The organism is Succinivibrio dextrinosolvens (assembly GCF_900116345.1).
GTDB lineage: Bacteria > Pseudomonadota > Gammaproteobacteria > Enterobacterales > Succinivibrionaceae > Succinivibrio > Succinivibrio dextrinosolvens_B.
The window spans coordinates 21,770-39,928 of sequence record NZ_FPAH01000024.1; the positions used below are offsets into that span (position 1 = coordinate 21,770).

The window sequence follows — 18,159 nt, forward strand, 5'->3', positions numbered from 1 at the left end:
CAATGAGTTACATTAACTGCTACGCTTCTGTAAGTGCGCTGGGTGCAACAAAAGATACAATTATCAGCACTCTTTTATCTAATCACGGTGAATATCTAACAGCACGTTCTGACATGATTAACGGTGGGAAAACAGCCTATTTCGGCTGTGTAAAAGACTGCTCTTTCCCGGATATTTCAGAATACAGGGAGCATAATACCCGTAACAACCGTTTTTTAGCCTATCTCTGTACTGAGCTTAAGGATAAGCTTTCATATTTTAAAGATAAATATCCTGCTGATCGTATCGGTGTAGTAATGGGCACCTCAACCTCAGGACTAAGCGAGTCTGAGGAAGAGATAAAAAAATATAAAAAGACAAAGCTCCGTTCTGAGAACTATTTCTACTCTTTTCAGGAATTCGGGGATCCGGCAATGTTCCTTTCCGAATATCTTAAAGTGAGTGGACCTAGCTACACGATTTCAACCGCATGCTCTTCATCATCAAGAGTTCTTATAAGTGCCCACAGACTTATTGAAAGCGGCCTTTGTGATGTGGTTATTGCCGGAGGAGCTGACACCTTAAGTGCCGTTCCTATCAACGGCTTTAACTCCATGGGTCTTATCTCATCCTCACCTTGTACACCTTTCTGTAAGGGTCGTGACGGTATCAGTATCGGAGAGGCTGGTGGTCTTATGATCCTCTCAAAGGAGAAATCATCACTGAGTCTTTTAGGACTTGGAGAATCCTCAGATGCATATCATGTTTCTTCACCCGATCCCTCAGGCGAAGGAGCCATAAGCGCCATGAAAATGGCTCTCAAAAGTGCAGGACTTTCTCCATCTGATATCGGTTATATCAATCTGCACGGCACCGCTACAAAGCTGAATGATGCTATGGAAGCAAAGGCTGTAGCCTCAATATTTTCTGATAAGGTACCATGCAGTTCAACCAAATATATGACAGGTCACACCTTAGGTGCAGCAGGAATTCTAGAGAGCTGTATTCTGTGCTATATTCTTGAGAACAACCTTACTCTGCCACCTCAGAGTACAGAACACAGAGAACTGGATACAGAGCTTGAATCCTGTGGACTGATACAGAGCTGCTTAAAGGCCGACAAGCCATTTATGATGTCAAATTCTTTTGCATTTGGCGGAAATAACGCTTCAGTAATAATCGGATTAAACAAATGACCAAATACCTTCTGCCAGTAAACTATCTGCCTCACAGACCACCCATGATTCTGATTGACAGGGTGCTTGAGGTTACAGAGGATTCTGCCGTATGCGAATCTAATGTTGGAACTGAAGGAGTCCTCTCAAATTTTGTAAACGAAAAGGGAGAGCTTCCATCCTACTTTACAATTGAGCTTATCGCTCAGACTGTAGGGATCTGGTCTGGTTATCTTGCAAAACTTCACAACATCGACATTCCTCCAATGGGAATGATTTTAGGAGCAAGAGATCTGAAATATCCAAAAGATCACTTTGATAAAGGTTCAGCCCTTAAAATCCGAGTCAAAAAAATTATGGATGATGGTGCTATAGCCTCCTTTGACGGTGAAATCCTGTCAGAGGAAAAAATCATTGCCAGCGGCAGAGTTAATTTAATACGAGTTACAGATGACGATCTGAAAAGATTATTTAAAAGAGATTAACATATGGAAAACATAAGAAGAGTTCTCGTTACAGGAGCCGGTCGCGGAATAGGTAAAGCCATAGCAGAACAGCTTGGAAAGGATGGCTTTGAGGTAATACTGCACTACAGAAACAGTGCAGACGGAGTAAACGAGGCCATAAATAATATAAAGCAGAATCAGGGCAAGGCCTATTCACTTAAATTTGATGTCTGTGATCGCGAGAGTACCAGAAGTATTCTTGAAGAGGATATCGAGAAAAACGGACCTTACTACGGTATAGTCTGCAATGCAGGAATTACCTCCGATGCCGCTTTTCCAATGATGAGTTCAGAGGACTGGGACAGTGTCATTGATACCAACCTTACCGGATTCTTCAATGTGGTTCACCCATGTATCATGCCTATGATTGCAGCTCACAAGGGAGGCAGAGTCATCGCCATTTCCTCTGTGTCAGGAATTATCGGCAACCGTGGACAGGTAAACTATAGTGCTTCAAAAGCAGGTCTGATTGGAGCTGTAAAGGCTCTGGCCGTTGAAGTCGGCAAGCGAGGCATCACAGTAAATGCAATCGCACCAGGTCTGATTGAAACTGATATGGCTCAGCTTGATGAGACAGTAAAGAAAGAAATTCTAAAGCTTATTCCTTTAAAACGTATGGGACAGGTTCAGGAAGTTGCTTCTCTAGCATCTTATCTGATGTCTGATAATGCCTCTTATATTACAAGACAGGTTATAAGCATTGATGGAGGTATGCAGTAGTGGAACACCGCGTTGCAGTTGTCGGACAGGGAATGGTTACCGCCTTTGGCGAGAGCTGGGAAGACAATAAAAAAAGAATCCTTGAGTGTAAAAATGCCGTTGTCACCATGCAGGACTGGGACAAATACGATGGACTTATCACTCATCTTGCAGCACCATGCCCTGATTTTAAACTTCCAGAGCATTACACCCGCAAGAAAATCCGTTCCATGAGCCGAGTTTCTATGATGGCAACCCGTGCCTCCGAATATGCACTTATCGACAGCGGTCTTTTAGATGATCCGTTTTTAAAAAGCGGAAATGTCGGTGTCGCCTACGGTTCATCCTTTGGCAGTACCATGGCGGTCAAGGATTTTGCCTCAATGCTCACCGACAATACCACAGGTGATCTTAACGCCAACTCCTATGTAAAAATGATGCCTCAGACTACAGCTGTGAATATTTCGCTGTTCTTTGGTATTACCGGCAGAATTATCCCAACCTCTACCGCCTGTACCTCAGGCTCAATGGCTATTGGTTATGCCTACGAGGCAATTAAGAACGGCTATCAGACCGCAATGGTAGCAGGTGGTGCTGAAGAGCTTTCAGTCTGTGATGCGGCTGTATTTGATACCATGTTTGCCACATCCTCAAAGAACGATACTCCAAAGCTGACTCCTGCTCCTTTTGATAAGGACAGAGACGGACTGGTTATCGGTGAAGGTGCCGGTACACTGGTACTCGAAGAATATGAGCACGCTAAAGCCCGTGGAGCAAAGATCTACGGAGAGATTATCGGTTTTGCCACCAATTCAGATGCAACACATATTACCTCCCCTAATCAGGAAACAATCGAAATCTGTGTTCGCAAGTCTGTTGAAAATGCAGGTCTAAAACCTGAGGATATCGGCTATATTTCTGCTCATGGAACAGGTACCGACAAAGGAGATGTGGCCGAGTCAAATGCAACCTTCAACATCTTCGGAGATAAAACTCCTATCTCAACTCTGAAGAGCTACTTCGGTCATACCTTAGGAGCCTGTGGGGCGGTTGAAACCATGTTTGCACTTAACATGATGAATGAAGGCTGGTTCAATCCAAATCTGAACCTAAAAGAAGTCGATCCTCGCTGCGGTAACCTGAACTATATCGTAAATGAACCTCTAAAACATCAGTGTGAACTGCTGGTGGCAAACAACTTTGCCTTTGGTGGAATCAATACTTCGCTGGTTTTAAAGAGAGTTTAAGCGCTTCAACTAGACATAGCAGTCTGATGGTCAGATCAATCCATAATGTAGACTGCTATGATCTTTTAAAGATGCCTTTTATGAAATCCATCTCATCTCCTCTTTCTACCTACATAACAATAGGCACAGACTTAAGAAAACAAATGCCCCCCATAAAAAAGGCTGAACCTACAAAAGATCCAGCCTTCTCAAATCAAAAAACTAATTTCTAAAAAACTTACAGCTTCTCGTCATGAATACGTGACAGCATCTTGTAAGGAACATCAACAAAGCCATCCTGAGAAACCTTCAGTTTCAGCTTTGAAGTCAGAGCCTGACGAGATACATCGCTGTCGGTTGCAATTGCCAGAGATGCTTCAGCAAGACGGGTGTAGTCATTCAGTATAGTACCTTCCATCTTATCTTCAGAGATTGCATCAACTGCCTCTGGAATAGCATCAATTCCGAATACAGGAATGTAATTTACAAATTTGTTGCCTACCTGGTAATCAATCAGACTGATATTATTCTTACCAACGTTAAAGCCATTGTCGTTCAGAACCTCAATAACACCTAAGGCCATTGCATCGTTATTGCAGATTACAAGTTCAACCTCGTGAATTGGATGTCTATCTAAAGCTGCACTGAACTGCTGTACAGCCTTCTTCTTATCAAAATCGGCATAGAACTCATCAATAAGATTGATCTTAACCTTACGGGCATCAAGTTCACTAATTACATTTGAAGAACGAAGAATAGTATCTTTATGTTCTTTCTGTCCCTTAATCAGGATTGTATTGATTACGCCATCCTTATTCTTATCAAAGGTAGGATGCTCCTTTAAAACACGGGCAATCAGATCAGCCTGCATTTTTCCGGAGGCAGCGGCATCAGAACCAACATACCAGGCCTTATCGTAACTCTTGATTACAAAATCATCTGGCTGGCGGTTTACGAATACCACTCTGGCATTATGCTTCTTAGCTGCAGCAACCACATCAGAGGCATCATTTACATTTACAAGATTAACAATCTTAGGATCAGAATTATCATGACTTAAAATGGCCTCTTTCTGTTTTGCGGCGTCATTTTTAGCATCATTGATATTCAGAATAATATTATTGTGTTTTGCAGACTCTTTAAGAGCAATATCAACATTACTGATAAAAGCATCATCAAGATCGTAGAAATAAGTATTCACAAAGTTGTCAGCATAAGCAGCACCAACAGTTAATGATGAAGCTAAAATCAATGAGTTAAGAGCTTTTAGTCCAAAAGATTTCATATTCTTTCCTTATAGAACAAAACGACCACTTGTAAGGATAGTACCGAATTTTAAAATTTCCACATAATCCGAGAAATATGCTAGACTTAATGTTTTCTGGAGATAAGCAATTTTGAAAAAAAAGATTCTGACAGAGGAACCAAAGTTTGTTCAGAAAAGGCGTAAACATGGAATTTCAGAAGGATTGTCAACTTTAGAAAAAGAAAACTGCTAGAAAAAGTCCCTCATGTCTACTTTTGAAAAACAAAAAATTAAAAAAATTTGGCCCGTGTCCACTTTTGAAAAAGAAATGCAATAAAAAGTTTTTTTCATGTCTACTTTTCTTGACTACTACAACAACTACTACAACATTTGACGATTTTGCGAAAAATCACCTAAAAACATTTGACGATTTTGCAAAAAATCACCTAAAAACATTTGACGATTTTGCGAAAAATCACCTAAAAACATTTGACGAATTTGCAGTTATATTTCAAAATTAAGTTGTAGAAAGAACAAGATCAAAGGTAATAGCTCATGTACAAACGTAAGATATACAACAAAATACTAACATGGAAAAAAGAATCAAATGGACGTACAGCGCTATTGATTGAAGGTCCAAGACGAGTAGGAAAATCTACGGTAGTCAAAGAATTTGCAAAAAATGAGTACGAAAGCTTTATCTTGGTAGATTTCTTTAGAGCATCTAACGAAACAAAAGCTCTTTTTGATGATTTATCTGATTTGGATTACATTTTCTTACAGTTACAGTTAACTTATCACGTAAGTTTAACAACAAGAAAGTCTGCAATTATTTTTGACGAAGTTCAGCTTTGTCCAAAAGCAAGACAGGCAATAAAGGCATTTGTTGAAGATGGAAGATATGATTACATCGAAACTGGCTCACTAATCTCAATTCACAAGAATGTGAAAGACATTCTAATTCCGAGTGAAGAAAGAAAAATTCAAATGTTCCCTATGGATTTTGAAGAATTCAGGTGGGCGCTTGATGACGAAGTTACAGTTCCAATGTTAAAAAATCTATATCAGGCAGGCAAACCTCTAGGTCAGGCAGCTCATAGAAAAGTCATGAGGGACTATAGATTATATATGCTCGTTGGAGGAATGCCTCAGGCTGTTGAAAGCTATATTCAGACAAATGATTTTAAACAAGTTGATGATGTAAAAAGAGATATTCTTTCCCTATATCATGATGATTTTTTTAAAATTGATCCATCAGGAAAACTATCGAGTCTTTTCGAAGCAATTCCAGCACAGCTAAACAGTAATGCTTCGAGATATCAGGTTTCTGGAGTTTTATCAGGAAATCGGGCAGGAAACATTCTTGAGGACATAGCAGAACTGAAGGATTCAGGAACTGTTCTGGTTTCATACCATGCAAATGATCCTAATATTGGATTATCTCAAAACAAAGACCTTACCAGATTCAAATTATTCACTGCAGATACAGGTCTGTTTGTTACATTGTCTTTTAAAGATAAAGATTTTACCGAAAACGATATATATGCAAAATTACTAAATGACAAACTGCAGACTAACCTTGGATATCTCTACGAGAATATCATCGCACAAACACTTGCAAGCAATGGTCATGATCTTTTCTATCATACATTTACCAATGAAGCATCAAAGAGAAATTATGAAATTGATTTCATTACAACATATAATAGAAAAATTTGTCCAATTGAAGTAAAAAGCTCAGGCTATAAAATGCACTCATCAATCGATAAATTCTCAGAAAAATTCTCCTCAAGAATATCAAGAAAGATTCTTGCATATACGAAAGATGTTCAGAAAGATGGAACTGTGGAATTACTACCTGTATATATGGTACAGTTTCTCTAGATTTGAGATCAAACAATGTAAGCGGTAATACTTATGATCAAAATAGAATTTATCTGTCACGGTAATATATGTCGTTCACCTATGGCAGAATTTGTTATGAAAAAACTTGTTGAGGACATAGGGCTTTCAGACGAATTCAGAATCTGCTCTGCCGCAACCTCGCAGGAGGAAATCGGTAACGGTGTATATCCCCCTGTAAAAAAACTGTTAAATTCCTATCATATTGACTGTTCAGAGAAAACAGCACGTCAGATCTCCCGTGACGATCTTGAAACAAACGATTACATCATCGCTATGGAAGATTTCAACCTTAAGAACCTTTACTACCTGTTTCCCGACATAGATAAAAGCAAGGTTTATAAACTGCTGGACTTTACAGATACTCCAGGAAACATATCTGATCCATGGTATACAGGAGAGTTTAAAGAGTCCTTTACACAGATTCTAAAAGGCTGCAAGGCACTAATCTTAAGTCTTGCAGAGGATAAGCTCATAAAGCTTAGCAAAGAGAAAAAAGCGCTGCTGTCAAAAATATTGGAAAACAACTAGTTTTACGCAGAAAACAAACACAAGAATCAGATACATTTCAAAAAAAGAAAGTTTTGAGTGCAAAACACAAAAAACTTGCCATATCAATGTATTGAAAGCGAGGTTAGGTTATAATACTCGCAGTTTGTTTTCCGGAGAGAGAAATGTCCACATCAGTTACAATTGATTATCAAGATAAAACCACCAGTGCCCTGCTGTTAGGTTCAGGAGAGCTTGGAAAGGAAGTTGCAATTGAGTTAATTCGTTACGGAATTGAAGTAACCGCCTGTGATAGATACGACAATGCACCTGCGATGCAGGTAGCACAGAAAAAAGCTATCATCAACATGAAAGATCCTGACGAGTTATATGAACTGATTACAAAACTCAAACCAGATTACATCATCCCAGAGATTGAGGCTATTTCCACAGAAACTCTGATTAAGCTTGAAGCTGAAGGTTTTAATGTTGTACCAAGTGCCAATGCCGCCAACATTACCATGAACCGAGAAGCAATCAGAACATTAGCTGCCGAGGAATTAGGTCTTCCAACCTCCCCATATTTCTTTGCCTCATCTGTAAGTGAAATCAAGGCTCAGATCGGTCGTATAGGTTTCCCTTGCATCATGAAGCCTGTAATGAGCTCATCAGGTAAAGGTCAGAGTCTTCTCAAATCCGAAGGCGACATTGAAAAAGCTTTTGAAGATGCCTGCCAGAACGGCCGTGGCGGTATGGACAGAGTAATTGTTGAAGGCTTTATCCAGTTTGACAGCGAAATTACACTTTTAACCGTTAGTGCCTCTGACGGTATTCATTTCTGCGAACCAATCGGACACCATCAGGTTCATGGTGATTATCAGGAATCATGGCAGCCGGCACAGCTTTCTGAGGATATTCTGATTGAGGCCAAGCGAATTGCTTCAAATGTTGTATCAGCATTAGGTGGCTATGGTATCTTCGGTGTAGAGCTATTCATCTGTGGCAATCAGGTAATCTTCTCAGAACTGTCTCCAAGACCACATGATACCGGAATGGTAACCATGGTATCTCAGGATATGTCAGAGTTTGCTCTGCATGTAAGAGCTCTATTAGGTCTTCCAGTTGGCAAGATCACCTTCTTTGGACCATCCGCTTCAGCAGCAGTCTGCCTGAAGGGTAAAGGCAGCAGAATCACCTACAAGAATCTTGATGAAGTATTAAAGGTAGCCCCAGGTTCTCAGATGAGAATCTTCGGCAAACCAGATATTGACGGTGAGCGTCGTATGGCTGTATGCCTGTGCCGAGGCTTTACCACAGAGGAAGCTGTCGAGAATGTAAAGAAGATGCGTTCTCAGATGAACTATGAGATCCAGGATTTCGAGGGACAGTAATTAAATGATGTCTTTAGAAAAATTTGCCAGCATGGATCCTTTTATTCTTCTATCAGCAGTCAATATGCAGTTAAGAGATGAGTATTCATCCCTAGAGGAACTGTGTAAGGTCCATGACATCAGTCAGGATGAGCTTGTAGAGAAACTGAAAGCTGCAGGCTTTGAATACGTAAAAGAAATCAATCAGTTCAAATAATGCAGAACTCTATCAAAAGGAAGTACGCATTTGTACTTCCTCTTCCCCTTAACAATCCAGCCTCTAAAGCAGCTTTATATGGAATAGCCTACGTTCTTGCCGATGAGAATCTAAATCTTATTGGTGAACGAGAGATTATTACCTGCAGAGGTCTTGATAACCTTTTACCTAGTCCAAACTATCTCTTTTCTCAAGGCCTCGATCCTTTTTCCATAAAAAAAGGATTATCTGAGGAAGAGTTTCTGGACACTCTTTCAGAGAAAATATTCAACGCCGAGACATCTGTAATTACATGGTCTGTACGCAATCTTAAGATTCTGGAGCAGATCTGTATCAGGAATTTCAGAAAGCCGGATATTCTCAAAGAGGCTTACTGTGTCTGTGATGTAAACCGGGTGCTCAAACTTCATGAGATTCTCGATAATGGAGTTCCGTTCTTTTCAGATGCACTTTCTGCCTGTGCGACTAAATACGGATTTCAGGGTAAAATCGCAAAATCAGAGCATACCAAAAGACTTGATTTACTGATTTACCTTTTCAGATATTTAAGTCAGGTTAACGGCCCTCTGCTTCGATTTGTGTTAAGAAGCTATCAGGACAGAACAGAAGCCCTCAGTAAGATTATTGCCACTGATAAGTATCTATTAGAATACGATCTATCGTCACGTTCAATAGAAATAATTAAACCTCTTTCACTTCATGAGGATACTCTTGAGGCACTGTATTATGATGGCAATGATGTGTTGCCAAAGAACTATGAGCTTACCGATTTTGGAATATTATCCCCAGCAACAGTTCTAACACCTCAAAGGGAGAGTGTCGTCAATCTGTCATTAAAAGATGCCGTAACCGCATTAAAAGAAGCAGCAGTTACTCATGATAATGATAAAGGCGCATATCAGATATTCCTGAATAATCTCAGCGAGGTTGATTTAGATCACTATCAGCAGAGCCTTGTCCTTAAGAATCGTGCTTTTATCAGAGCAGATGAAAAATGCACTGAGAGCTACAGACAGTATATTGCCATTTTTATAGGTAATAATTACCGTGAAAGCCTATCAGACAATGAGCTTCAAAAATACTACAGATACTGTTCAGTGCAGATTCAAGCTCAGCTAAAGCCGTACCTGAGAGAACTGGAAAATCTTATGGCGACAGCGGATGAGAACAGAACAGAGGATGTTGCCCTAATCAGAAGAATCCAGGCTTATCCAATGGAACTGTAGTAGTACATCTTCTTTCTATCAGATTAATATTCCTATCCTCTTTGTATCAAATACAAAAAAGCCATTATCCGTATTAAGACAATGGCTTAATTGAATTCTTTGAATCAGAGAAAACTAGACTCTGATACTCTCAACCTTGTGAACAAGATCTTCTAGCAGTTCAATACTCTTGTTAACTTCAACATTGGCATTTCTAACCTCGTTAGAGAAGCCCTGAGAAATATCGGTAATGCCCTGCATATTGGTTGAAATCTCTGAAGTTGCAGTGGTCTGCTCTTCAGCAGCGGTTGCAATCTGAGTTATCTGAGAGGTTACATCGCTTACCTGATCCATAATTGACTGCAGCAGACTGTTAACTGTAGTGGTCTTCTCTGCAAGTTCATTCATACGGTTTAAGCTGGCTGTCATAGATTCATTTGCAGTATTTGCATCTGCCTGAATCTGGGTAACCATCTTGGTGATTTCCTGAGTTGACTTGGAGGTACGTGATGCCAATGCACGAACCTCATCAGCAACCACAGCGAAGCCTTTACCAGCCTCACCGGCACGGGCTGCCTCAATTGCAGCGTTAAGAGCCAGCAGATTAGTCTGGGAAGCGATATCATCAATGGTGTTAACAATGGTGCCAACATTATCTGCCTGCTCAACGAGAGCGTGGATATACTCGGCATCACGACGGGAATTCTCCACCTGCTGCTGAATACCGTTAATGGTATCCTCGACAGCGGCAACACCTTCAGCAGTTGTATTGTTTGCCTGTTTTGCATTTGAAGCTGCGGTTTCACAGTTATTGGCGATATCACCGGTAGTTGATACCATCTCATTAGATGCAGCAGCCACTGTCAGTGATCTGTTCTCAGCTTCCTGTGCTTTGGTATTGATGTTATCAGTAATTCTGCTAATGTGCTGAACATTATCCTCAACATCTCTGGTTGTAGACTTGATGGAACCAACCAGCACTCTCCACTCCTCTCGCATTTGCTCAAGAGAAGTTAAAAGGTGGCCGAATTCATCACGTCTTGAGTGTTTAATCTCGTGGGTAAGATTACCCTGAGCAATTTCCTCAGCAGCGGTTACTGCCTTGGACAGAATGGAGACAATACTATTGGCAAACATTAAGGCGATTACAGTTGCAGCAATAACAGCAATAACAGATAGAGCAATAGTAAAGATCAGAGGTCCTTCGGAATCATTCTCTGCTACAACATTTTTGGCCTGCTTAATCTGTCTTTCACCGATGGTGTAACTTAAAGACTGAACAACATCATAGCAGCTGGATAAAACATCCTTATAAATTGCTTCTGCTGCTTCCTGCTCTCCTTTTCTTACAGTTGAAAGGAACTGAGGAATAGTCTGTACATAAGTTGCAGCATTGGATTTGATATCGTTGGTCTCTTTAGGATTATTAGTACCAGCTAGCTGTCCGGTAGCAGCCAGTAATTCACTGCCAAGATCAGTAAACTCTCTGCCCTTCTCATCGGTGTAGGATTTGGTATCAGATGAAATCTCATAGGCAATATTATCAAGAGCTACAATAGCCTTGAAGACCCTGTCGATTCTCTCATGGCGGGTACCAAGGATAAAGTTAACATCTTTAATAACCTTATTGTTATTAAGCTGAACGATGATTCCGGTTACAGCAATTCCCAGAGTAAAGAGAATGACTGTAAAAAAAGCAATAATCAGCTTTGCTTTGACATTTAATTTACTAAACATAGTATGATCCTAAAAGCAGCAATTAAAACAGAAGCACACATTGTACTCCTTTAAGTGTAATTTATCTTTTTGAAATTACATTATTTTTCAAAAAAAATTATTTTCAGAACATCTGGATTAACTGTAATTTACACGTAGTTAACATTTTTTCAGCAGAAAATAACTGAATACAGTTATAGAACAGGTTTGGAAAAAAGCAAATCTATGTCACAAAAAAAATAATCCGTTTCTCGAATTCAACGAAAAACGGATTATCAGATTTGAATTTCAGTTGGTAAGAAAAAGGACTAAGCTTTCTTTGCAGCAGTCTTTTTCGCAGTTGCCTTCTTGGCTGTAGTCTTTTTAGCTGTAGTCTTCTTTGCTGCAGCCTTTTCTGAGGACTTCTCAGAGCTCTTGGCAGAGGTCTTCCTAGTGGTGGTCTTAGCACTTTCCTGCTCTTCCCACACTCCCTTTTCCTCATTATAGAAAGCTACATACTTGGTCTGCTTTTCATCCTTAACAGACACAATGTACTGCTGTTTGGTCTTACGGCTGAAACGGACCTCGGTCTCATTACCCTCAGGATCATAAGCAGGAGCATCAGCAAGATAATAGAACTTAGGAGAAATCTTATCTCTGTATTTCTTAAGCTCAACAATCTTAGGAGGACGGGTCTCACGTACCTTAGGGAAATTGTGAGCAGCCAGGAAGATACCGGCAGCACCGTCTCTTAATACATAATGAGAGCCTGGGGCCTTGCATGGCAGATCAGGTAAGTCAACTGCATCCTCACGAGGAGGGGCAACCTGACCGTTCTTAAGAATCTTACGGGTATTGCCGCATTCCTTGTTGGTACATGCCATGTACTTGCCAAAACGGCCTTCCTTTAAGATCATGGTATGACCACACTTCTCACAAGGGATCTCAGGTCCTTTTTCAATCTCTGAATCAAACTTGCCAGTCTCAAACAGATAACCGCCACAGTTAGGAGTTGAGCACAGATGCAGCTTATGTGACTCATCAATGATATAGGTGTCCATTACACTGTGACACTTAGGACAACGAGGTCTTGAACGCAGAATCTTGGCCTCTTCTTCCTCGGAGATATTTGAGGAGCTTAAAGCAGCCTGATCGATAGCTCTTAGGTTCAGAGTCTTATGGCAGCGGTCAGTTGATTTGACATCCTTATCATAATAGCCAAGACAGCTTAGGAACATACCGGTCTTTCCGGACTGCACCGCCATATGATATTTCTTGCACTCAGGACAGAGCATTTCCTTAATCTCCAGAGGAGAATTCTCTGGCATACCGCCTTCGGCAAAAGACTGATTAGCCTTTGAAAGTTCACCTTCAAAATTCTTGTAGAACTTATCCAGGCTCTGGATCCAATCAAGATTACCTTCTGCGATCTCGTCTAATGAATCTTCCATGGAAGCAGTAAAATTCTTATCCATCAGATCCTTAAAGGAGTATCTTAATCTGTCGGTTACAATCTCTCCCATTCTCTCGGCATAAAAACGACCGTGAGAAATGGTCACATAACCACGCTCCTGAATTGTGGAAATAATAGAGGCATAGGTTGAAGGTCTGCCAATACCATCCTTTTCAAGCTCTTTAACCAGGGAAGCTTCATTGAAGCGTGATGGAGGCTGGGTAAAGTGCTGAGATGGAAGAATCTCACTAACCTTAAGCTTTTCTCCTTCTGACAGCTCAGGCAGAATCACTTCCTCATTCTTGTTGAAGTTATAGACACGCTTGAAACCGTCAAAGGTAATCTGTTTACCGGTTGCCTTAAAGCCATACTCACCGGCACTTACACTGACACTGGTGGTATTGTATTCCTGAGGAGTCATCTGAGAAGCCAGATATCTGGCCTTAATCAGTTCAAACAGTCTCTGACCGTCCTTATCAACTGAAGCTGGTAGCGGATCTAAAGGATGAGATGGTCTGATAGCCTCATGAGCTTCCTGAGCTGACTCTTTTGATTTGTAGAAGTTTGGTTTTGGCGGAATATATTTTTCACCGAAATTACGGGAAACAATATCCCTTGCAGCCGCAATAGCCTCATCTGACAGATTTACACTGTCAGTACGCATATAGGTGATAAGACCCTGTTCATAAAGTCTCTGAGCCACAATCATGGTACGCTTTACAGAAAAGCCCAGACGCTGATTGGCTACCTGCTGCAGGGTTGAAGTGGTAAATGGAGGCAGAGGTTTCTGAGAACCTTTCTTGGTCTCAATCTTATCTACAATAAAGTCTGACTTAGATAAAGCGGCAACAACAGCATCCGCTTCTGCCTTATTGTGGATATCAGCCTTATGACCGCCCTTTGAACTTAAGGCCAGCTTTAATTCCTTGTTGGAAGAGTTTTTTACAATTGAATCGATGTTCCAGTATTCTTCAGGGATAAAGGACTTGATCTCTCTTTCCTTATCAACGATAAGTTCAACAGCAACGGACTGAACACGACCGGCGCTCAATCCTCTTGCGACCTTCTTCCACAGTAATGGAGAAACCATGAAGCCTACAACACGATCTAAAAATCTTCTGGTCTGCTGGGCATTCACAAGATTCATATTGACTCGGCCAGGATTTTCAAAGGCCTTGTGAATTGCAGCCTTGGTAATTTCCGGATACTTTACACGCAGATACTTATCGTCATCGCCGCCAAGAACTTCCTTTAGGTGCCAGGCAATAGCTTCTCCCTCTCTATCCAAGTCGGTTGCGAGGTAGACTTTATCAGCATCCTTGGCAAGTTTTTTAAGTTCAGCAACAACCTTCTGCTTGTCAGGCATAATTGCGTAATTTGCCTTCCAGCCATTCTTAGGATCAACGCCCATACTGCGGGCTAGAATCTCATCCTTGGTAAGTTTGTGGGACTTATCAGTCTTTGTTTTGCTTTTGTCGCTCTTCTCGGTACTTGCAGCAGTGGCAAGGTCTCTGATGTGACCGACACTGGCTTTTACAACATAATCATCACCTAAATAACGGTTAATAATTGTTGCTTTGGATGGTGACTCTACAATAACTAAAGACTTACCCATGTTTATTCTCGTAATTCTATTATCTGTAAGGGGTTGCATTATTAACGGACTGAGCTACTTCTTCCTTTACAGCTCTAGTCCAGGTTTTTGCACTAAAGAACTTTCCTAGTAGATCTTTTAGTGTCTTCTTTTCTTTTCGCTCTATGCTAATCTTTATAGCACAATCCTGTGTAAATTCTAGGCTATTTTGCAAGTATGCATCAAAAGTGTTTAATTCATCAACCAGACCACGGTCTAATGCATCCTTACCGAGCCAGAATTCACCAGTTGCGATCTCCTCGATATTAAGCTTTGGTCTGTACTTGGAAACAATCTCCTTGAAACGGAAATGGATAGCTTCCATTTCAGCCTTGAACTTTGCTCGGCCCTCTTCGGTATTCTCACCGAACATAGTCAGGGTTCTCTTGTACTTGCCGGCGGTTACCTGCTCGTAATCCACATCGTGCTTCTTCAATACCTTGTTGAAATTAGGTATATTGGCCACAACACCGATAGAACCAACATATGCAAATGGGGCTGCAACAATCTTGTCGGCAACACAGCTCATCAGATAACCGCCTGAAGCTGCAACATTGTCAACACAGACGGTAAGATGAATGCCTCTAGCCCTGATTCTCTCAAGAATTGAAGAGCAGAAGCCATAGCCGTTCACAACGCCGCCAGGAGAATCCAGATTTACAATTACCTCATCCTCATCAGTTGCAATATCCAGAATTGCATTAACCTTCAGGCGCAGGTCATGAGATGCACTTGCATGTGTATCACCTTCAAAGTCTAGTACAAAAATTCTCTTAGGACAAAATCTGCCTTCATCCTTTGCTTTTTTGATCTTTTCTGCACGCTCTTTTTTCTGAGATTCTTCGGATTTATTTTTGTTTTTTAACTTCTGTTTAAGCTCTTTTTTCAGAGTCTTTTCATCTTTATTTACATCAAATCTTAATACAGCGTCCTCAATACTGTCATGACGCTCATGAGCCTCTTCCATAAGATCGGTAAACTTTAGCTTTTCCTTTTTTTCATTCATTTCACCCTTTGCAGCTTTTACAGAGAGTAAAACACAGATAAGAGCTATAACGATACAGACAGCACCGAAAACAAACTTTCCGGCAAAAAGACCGAACTCAAACAAAAATTCCATAACCAAACCTTAAACGAAATTACTTATCCTTTGAAACTAGTCTGATACCGTCATCGGTAATTTCAATCAGACGCTGCTTGTATAGTGAGCCGATAGCTTTTTTAAACTTTCCCTTTGACATGTGAAGATAGTCTTCAATATCCTGAGGATCGGACTTGTCATTAAAAGCAATAAAGCCATTTGCGTTATTCAAGATATGCAGAAGAGTCTTGGCAGCATGTTCAATACCGGACAAACCAGGCTCCTGCAGAGAAACGTCAAGTCTGCCGTCATCTCTTATCTTGGTGATATAGGCATCGGTTCTTTTACCGATTCTGAGAGGACTCTTAAGCTCGTTCTTATAAATAAGACCATAAACAGAGTCATTGATAACAGTTCTGAATCCTAAAGGTGTATGAGATACAGCAACAGCTGTCACACGCTGGCCGACCTTGAACTCACCAGGCTTACAGTTGTCTCTAATATATTTATTGAAACGCTGGGTACCAAAAAGTCTGCCCTGCTCATCAATGGTTACATAAATCAGTACAGACTGACCGACTTCAAAGGCAGAACGCTGTTCTGAAACAGGAACCACGAGTTCCTTAGGAATACCTAGATCCATATAAACAGTGCCGCAGTCAATTGAGGTAACAGTAAGTCTGCCGCACATACCGCACTCAAGATATGGATGTCTTGCTGTTGCTAAAACTCTGCCTGAATCCTTATATAAAAAGACTCTTAAAAGATTACCGATTTCCAGCTCATCTGGAAGCTGCTTGTTTGGAACAAACAGATCACCATAGGTACCTGCATCAACGAATGCGCCCTGATCGGTTATATCCACAACGCGAAGGTCAATCATATGACCTAAAACTGGAGTCTCTTCCATTAAATTCTTTCCTAGCAAAGCTTTTGCAACAACAGATCTAATTTACAGTCTGATAATATAAGAAAAAAGCCACTCTTTTTTCAAGAATGGCTCTTGTATTTTTTACTAAATTTCCAAAAAATTAAATACGCTGGAAATCAATGTGTAAAATACGCTCTGAAACTGGGTGACGCTGAATGTCAACAGGCTTAACCTTGATTGACTCGCCATTTAGGCTGATTACAACTTCGTTGTAGAACTCATCCTTTAAAGCAGCGGTAATAACTTTCTTCTCATCTAAGCAGATTGAAAGTGCATCTTTGCCCTGGCCAATGATAATTGCTGGGGTCTTGAACTCACGACGTAGGCGGCGGCTCGCACCTCTTCCTAGGTCAGTACGTGAAGTAGCATCTAAAGTAATTGCCATTTTCATGTTTCCTATAAAAAAATTAAACAATGCTGTGTAATGCGACCATAAACACAGCGTGCGATATTATAAACCAAAATGATTTTTTTTCAAATGTAAATTGCAAATTAATGCTTAGACTATAGTCGGTTACTGAGAAATTACAGCCCAATATCCACTATCTTCCATTCTGTAACAGCCTTCTCGTTAGAATTAACTACGACAGCAAATCTTATAAGATCCTTTATAGGAAGAATTTCACCATAGCGCTTATCTTTTGTCTGTTCTACAGCTTCTTCTAACAGCTTGTCTTCAGATGATTTTGTGTCTGCAAGCTTAAACTCAAAAACGTATCTTTTATCTGTAAGTTCTACAACAAGATCCGCTCTGCCTTTTGCACTAATAACTTCTCTTTGCGCACTGATACCAGATAAACTTAAGGTAAAGTAAATGATATCTCTGCAGTAGTGTTCTGATTTAAATGCTTCGTTGTCATCATAGCCAAAGGTATTTAAAGCCGCAGAAAATACTTTGATTAGTGCTTTTTGACACTCCTCACGACTATATGGTGACGCCTCGGATGTCAATCATTTTGTAAAACTTTTTGACTAGCGCTGTCCCTTGCAGAACTTTAATCATAACTTATTGTTTAATCAGACATTGTTTGTCTGATTTTTATTCATTTCCAGACAATAAAAATATATTGGAAGCTAATCCAATTATATCTTCGGTTAGGATCATTTGCCTATAGGCAGGATCAATCTTTCTGCTATAAATTTTCCTTATTAAGGTAACGCATCCTGTATTTCTGAACCATTTACTTTCGGTCTATTACCTACAACAAATGAATTTCTATAATCATGAGTCAGAGCTATTTCTCCGTACCTGAGAGATCAATCTTTACCAAAGAAACTCCGCCGCTAAATTCTCTTCTTAAAGCTTTAACGCCTATCATCTGCCATGCATGTCGGAGTTATTGTTTCGTGTG

At 40.4% G+C, this 18,159-nt stretch carries 16 protein-coding genes; 9 read left to right on the top strand and 7 right to left on the bottom strand.

Annotated features, from left to right (window positions below):
- The first annotated feature begins 2 nt into the window (after nucleotides 1-2).
- The 4 genes from BM308_RS08310 to BM308_RS08325 are packed head-to-tail and all read left to right on the top strand — an operon-like array spanning nucleotide 3 to nucleotide 3,606.
- Nucleotides 3-1,175: a beta-ketoacyl-ACP synthase gene (locus BM308_RS08310; protein WP_074944456.1), complete on the top strand. Its 1,173-nt coding sequence runs from the start codon at nucleotides 3-5 to the stop codon at nucleotides 1,173-1,175.
- Entirely contained in the window at nucleotides 1,172-1,639 is a 468-nt protein-coding gene (locus BM308_RS08315; protein WP_074944458.1) for a hotdog family protein, read from the top strand. The genes BM308_RS08310 and BM308_RS08315 overlap by 4 nt, the downstream gene beginning before the upstream one ends.
- A gap of 3 nt (nucleotides 1,640-1,642) precedes the next feature.
- Nucleotides 1,643-2,380: a 3-oxoacyl-ACP reductase FabG gene (gene fabG / locus BM308_RS08320; RefSeq protein WP_074944459.1), complete on the top strand. Its 738-nt coding sequence runs from the start codon at nucleotides 1,643-1,645 to the stop codon at nucleotides 2,378-2,380.
- Nucleotides 2,380-3,606 (top strand): beta-ketoacyl-ACP synthase, encoded by a 1,227-nt coding sequence (locus BM308_RS08325; protein WP_143098586.1) that lies wholly within the window; start codon nucleotides 2,380-2,382, stop codon nucleotides 3,604-3,606. The genes fabG and BM308_RS08325 overlap by 1 nt, the downstream gene beginning before the upstream one ends.
- Nucleotides 3,607-3,823: 217 nt before the next feature.
- On the opposite strand, the gene BM308_RS08330 is transcribed toward BM308_RS08325, so the two are convergent.
- A complete protein-coding gene (locus BM308_RS08330; RefSeq protein WP_074944461.1) occupies nucleotides 3,824-4,870 on the bottom strand; it encodes a galactose ABC transporter substrate-binding protein in 1,047 nt (348 codons plus the stop codon).
- Between the two features lie 516 nt (nucleotides 4,871-5,386).
- Here BM308_RS08330 and BM308_RS08340 point away from each other — a divergent pair.
- From BM308_RS08340 to BM308_RS08360, 5 genes are all read left to right on the top strand, one after another.
- Complete coding sequence (locus BM308_RS08340; RefSeq protein WP_074944464.1) at nucleotides 5,387-6,715, top strand: ATP-binding protein; 1,329 nt, start codon at nucleotides 5,387-5,389, stop codon at nucleotides 6,713-6,715.
- Between the two features lie 33 nt (nucleotides 6,716-6,748).
- A complete protein-coding gene (locus BM308_RS08345; RefSeq protein ID WP_074944465.1) occupies nucleotides 6,749-7,264 on the top strand; it encodes a low molecular weight protein-tyrosine-phosphatase in 516 nt (171 codons plus the stop codon).
- Between the two features lie 143 nt (nucleotides 7,265-7,407).
- Nucleotides 7,408-8,613 carry a formate-dependent phosphoribosylglycinamide formyltransferase gene (purT, locus tag BM308_RS08350; protein ID WP_074944467.1) on the top strand — a complete coding sequence of 402 codons (1,206 nt, stop codon included), beginning with the start codon at nucleotides 7,408-7,410 and terminating at the stop codon, nucleotides 8,611-8,613.
- Nucleotides 8,614-8,617: 4 nt separating this feature from the next.
- Nucleotides 8,618-8,809, top strand: a complete 192-nt coding sequence (locus tag BM308_RS08355; RefSeq protein WP_306705917.1) for a DUF4250 domain-containing protein — start codon at nucleotides 8,618-8,620, stop codon at nucleotides 8,807-8,809.
- A complete protein-coding gene (locus BM308_RS08360) occupies nucleotides 8,809-10,035 on the top strand; it encodes a 3'-5' exonuclease family protein (RefSeq protein ID WP_074944468.1) in 1,227 nt (408 codons plus the stop codon). Before BM308_RS08355 ends, BM308_RS08360 begins: the two co-directional genes overlap by 1 nt.
- Before the next feature lie 114 nt (nucleotides 10,036-10,149).
- Here BM308_RS08360 and BM308_RS08365 read toward each other — a convergent pair whose 3' ends face one another.
- The 6 genes from BM308_RS08365 to BM308_RS08390 all read right to left on the bottom strand — a co-directional run bounded on the left by BM308_RS08365 (nucleotide 10,150) and on the right by BM308_RS08390 (nucleotide 17,758).
- The gene (locus tag BM308_RS08365; RefSeq protein ID WP_074944470.1) at nucleotides 10,150-11,751 is read right to left on the bottom strand and encodes a methyl-accepting chemotaxis protein; all 1,602 of its coding nucleotides are present in this window, start codon (nucleotides 11,749-11,751) and stop codon (nucleotides 10,150-10,152) included.
- 287 nt (nucleotides 11,752-12,038) lie between these two features.
- A complete protein-coding gene (gene topA / locus BM308_RS08370) occupies nucleotides 12,039-14,777 on the bottom strand; it encodes a type I DNA topoisomerase (protein WP_074944471.1) in 2,739 nt (912 codons plus the stop codon).
- A 19-nt stretch (nucleotides 14,778-14,796) separates the two neighbouring features.
- Nucleotides 14,797-15,915 (bottom strand): protease SohB, encoded by a 1,119-nt coding sequence (sohB, locus tag BM308_RS08375; RefSeq protein WP_074944473.1) that lies wholly within the window; start codon nucleotides 15,913-15,915, stop codon nucleotides 14,797-14,799.
- Between the two features lie 19 nt (nucleotides 15,916-15,934).
- Nucleotides 15,935-16,786, bottom strand: a complete 852-nt coding sequence (locus BM308_RS08380) for a CvfB family protein (RefSeq protein ID WP_074944474.1) — start codon at nucleotides 16,784-16,786, stop codon at nucleotides 15,935-15,937.
- A gap of 121 nt (nucleotides 16,787-16,907) precedes the next feature.
- Nucleotides 16,908-17,192, bottom strand: a complete 285-nt coding sequence (rplY, locus tag BM308_RS08385) for a 50S ribosomal protein L25 (RefSeq protein ID WP_074841054.1) — start codon at nucleotides 17,190-17,192, stop codon at nucleotides 16,908-16,910.
- 140 nt (nucleotides 17,193-17,332) lie between these two features.
- Entirely contained in the window at nucleotides 17,333-17,758 is a 426-nt protein-coding gene (locus BM308_RS08390; RefSeq protein ID WP_074944476.1) for a PD-(D/E)XK nuclease domain-containing protein, read from the bottom strand.
- Between the last annotated feature and the right edge of the window lie 401 nt (nucleotides 17,759-18,159).

Coding starts and splice junctions, on each gene's coding strand:
- BM308_RS08315 (WP_074944458.1), top strand. CDS start 1,172: ATGACCAAATACCTTCTGCCAGTAAACTATCTGCCTCACAGACCACCC.
- BM308_RS08355 (WP_306705917.1), top strand. CDS start 8,618: ATGATGTCTTTAGAAAAATTTGCCAGCATGGATCCTTTTATTCTTCTA.
- BM308_RS08360 (WP_074944468.1), top strand. CDS start 8,809: ATGCAGAACTCTATCAAAAGGAAGTACGCATTTGTACTTCCTCTTCCC.
- BM308_RS08365 (WP_074944470.1), bottom strand. CDS start 11,751: ATGTTTAGTAAATTAAATGTCAAAGCAAAGCTGATTATTGCTTTTTTT.
- purT (WP_074944467.1), top strand. CDS start 7,408: ATGTCCACATCAGTTACAATTGATTATCAAGATAAAACCACCAGTGCC.
- rplY (WP_074841054.1), bottom strand. CDS start 17,192: ATGGCAATTACTTTAGATGCTACTTCACGTACTGACCTAGGAAGAGGT.
- topA (WP_074944471.1), bottom strand. CDS start 14,777: ATGGGTAAGTCTTTAGTTATTGTAGAGTCACCATCCAAAGCAACAATT.
- BM308_RS08330 (WP_074944461.1), bottom strand. CDS start 4,870: ATGAAATCTTTTGGACTAAAAGCTCTTAACTCATTGATTTTAGCTTCA.
- BM308_RS08380 (WP_074944474.1), bottom strand. CDS start 16,786: ATGGAAGAGACTCCAGTTTTAGGTCATATGATTGACCTTCGCGTTGTG.
- BM308_RS08345 (WP_074944465.1), top strand. CDS start 6,749: ATGATCAAAATAGAATTTATCTGTCACGGTAATATATGTCGTTCACCT.
- BM308_RS08340 (WP_074944464.1), top strand. CDS start 5,387: ATGTACAAACGTAAGATATACAACAAAATACTAACATGGAAAAAAGAA.
- fabG (WP_074944459.1), top strand. CDS start 1,643: ATGGAAAACATAAGAAGAGTTCTCGTTACAGGAGCCGGTCGCGGAATA.
- BM308_RS08310 (WP_074944456.1), top strand. CDS start 3: ATGAGTTACATTAACTGCTACGCTTCTGTAAGTGCGCTGGGTGCAACA.
- sohB (WP_074944473.1), bottom strand. CDS start 15,915: ATGGAATTTTTGTTTGAGTTCGGTCTTTTTGCCGGAAAGTTTGTTTTC.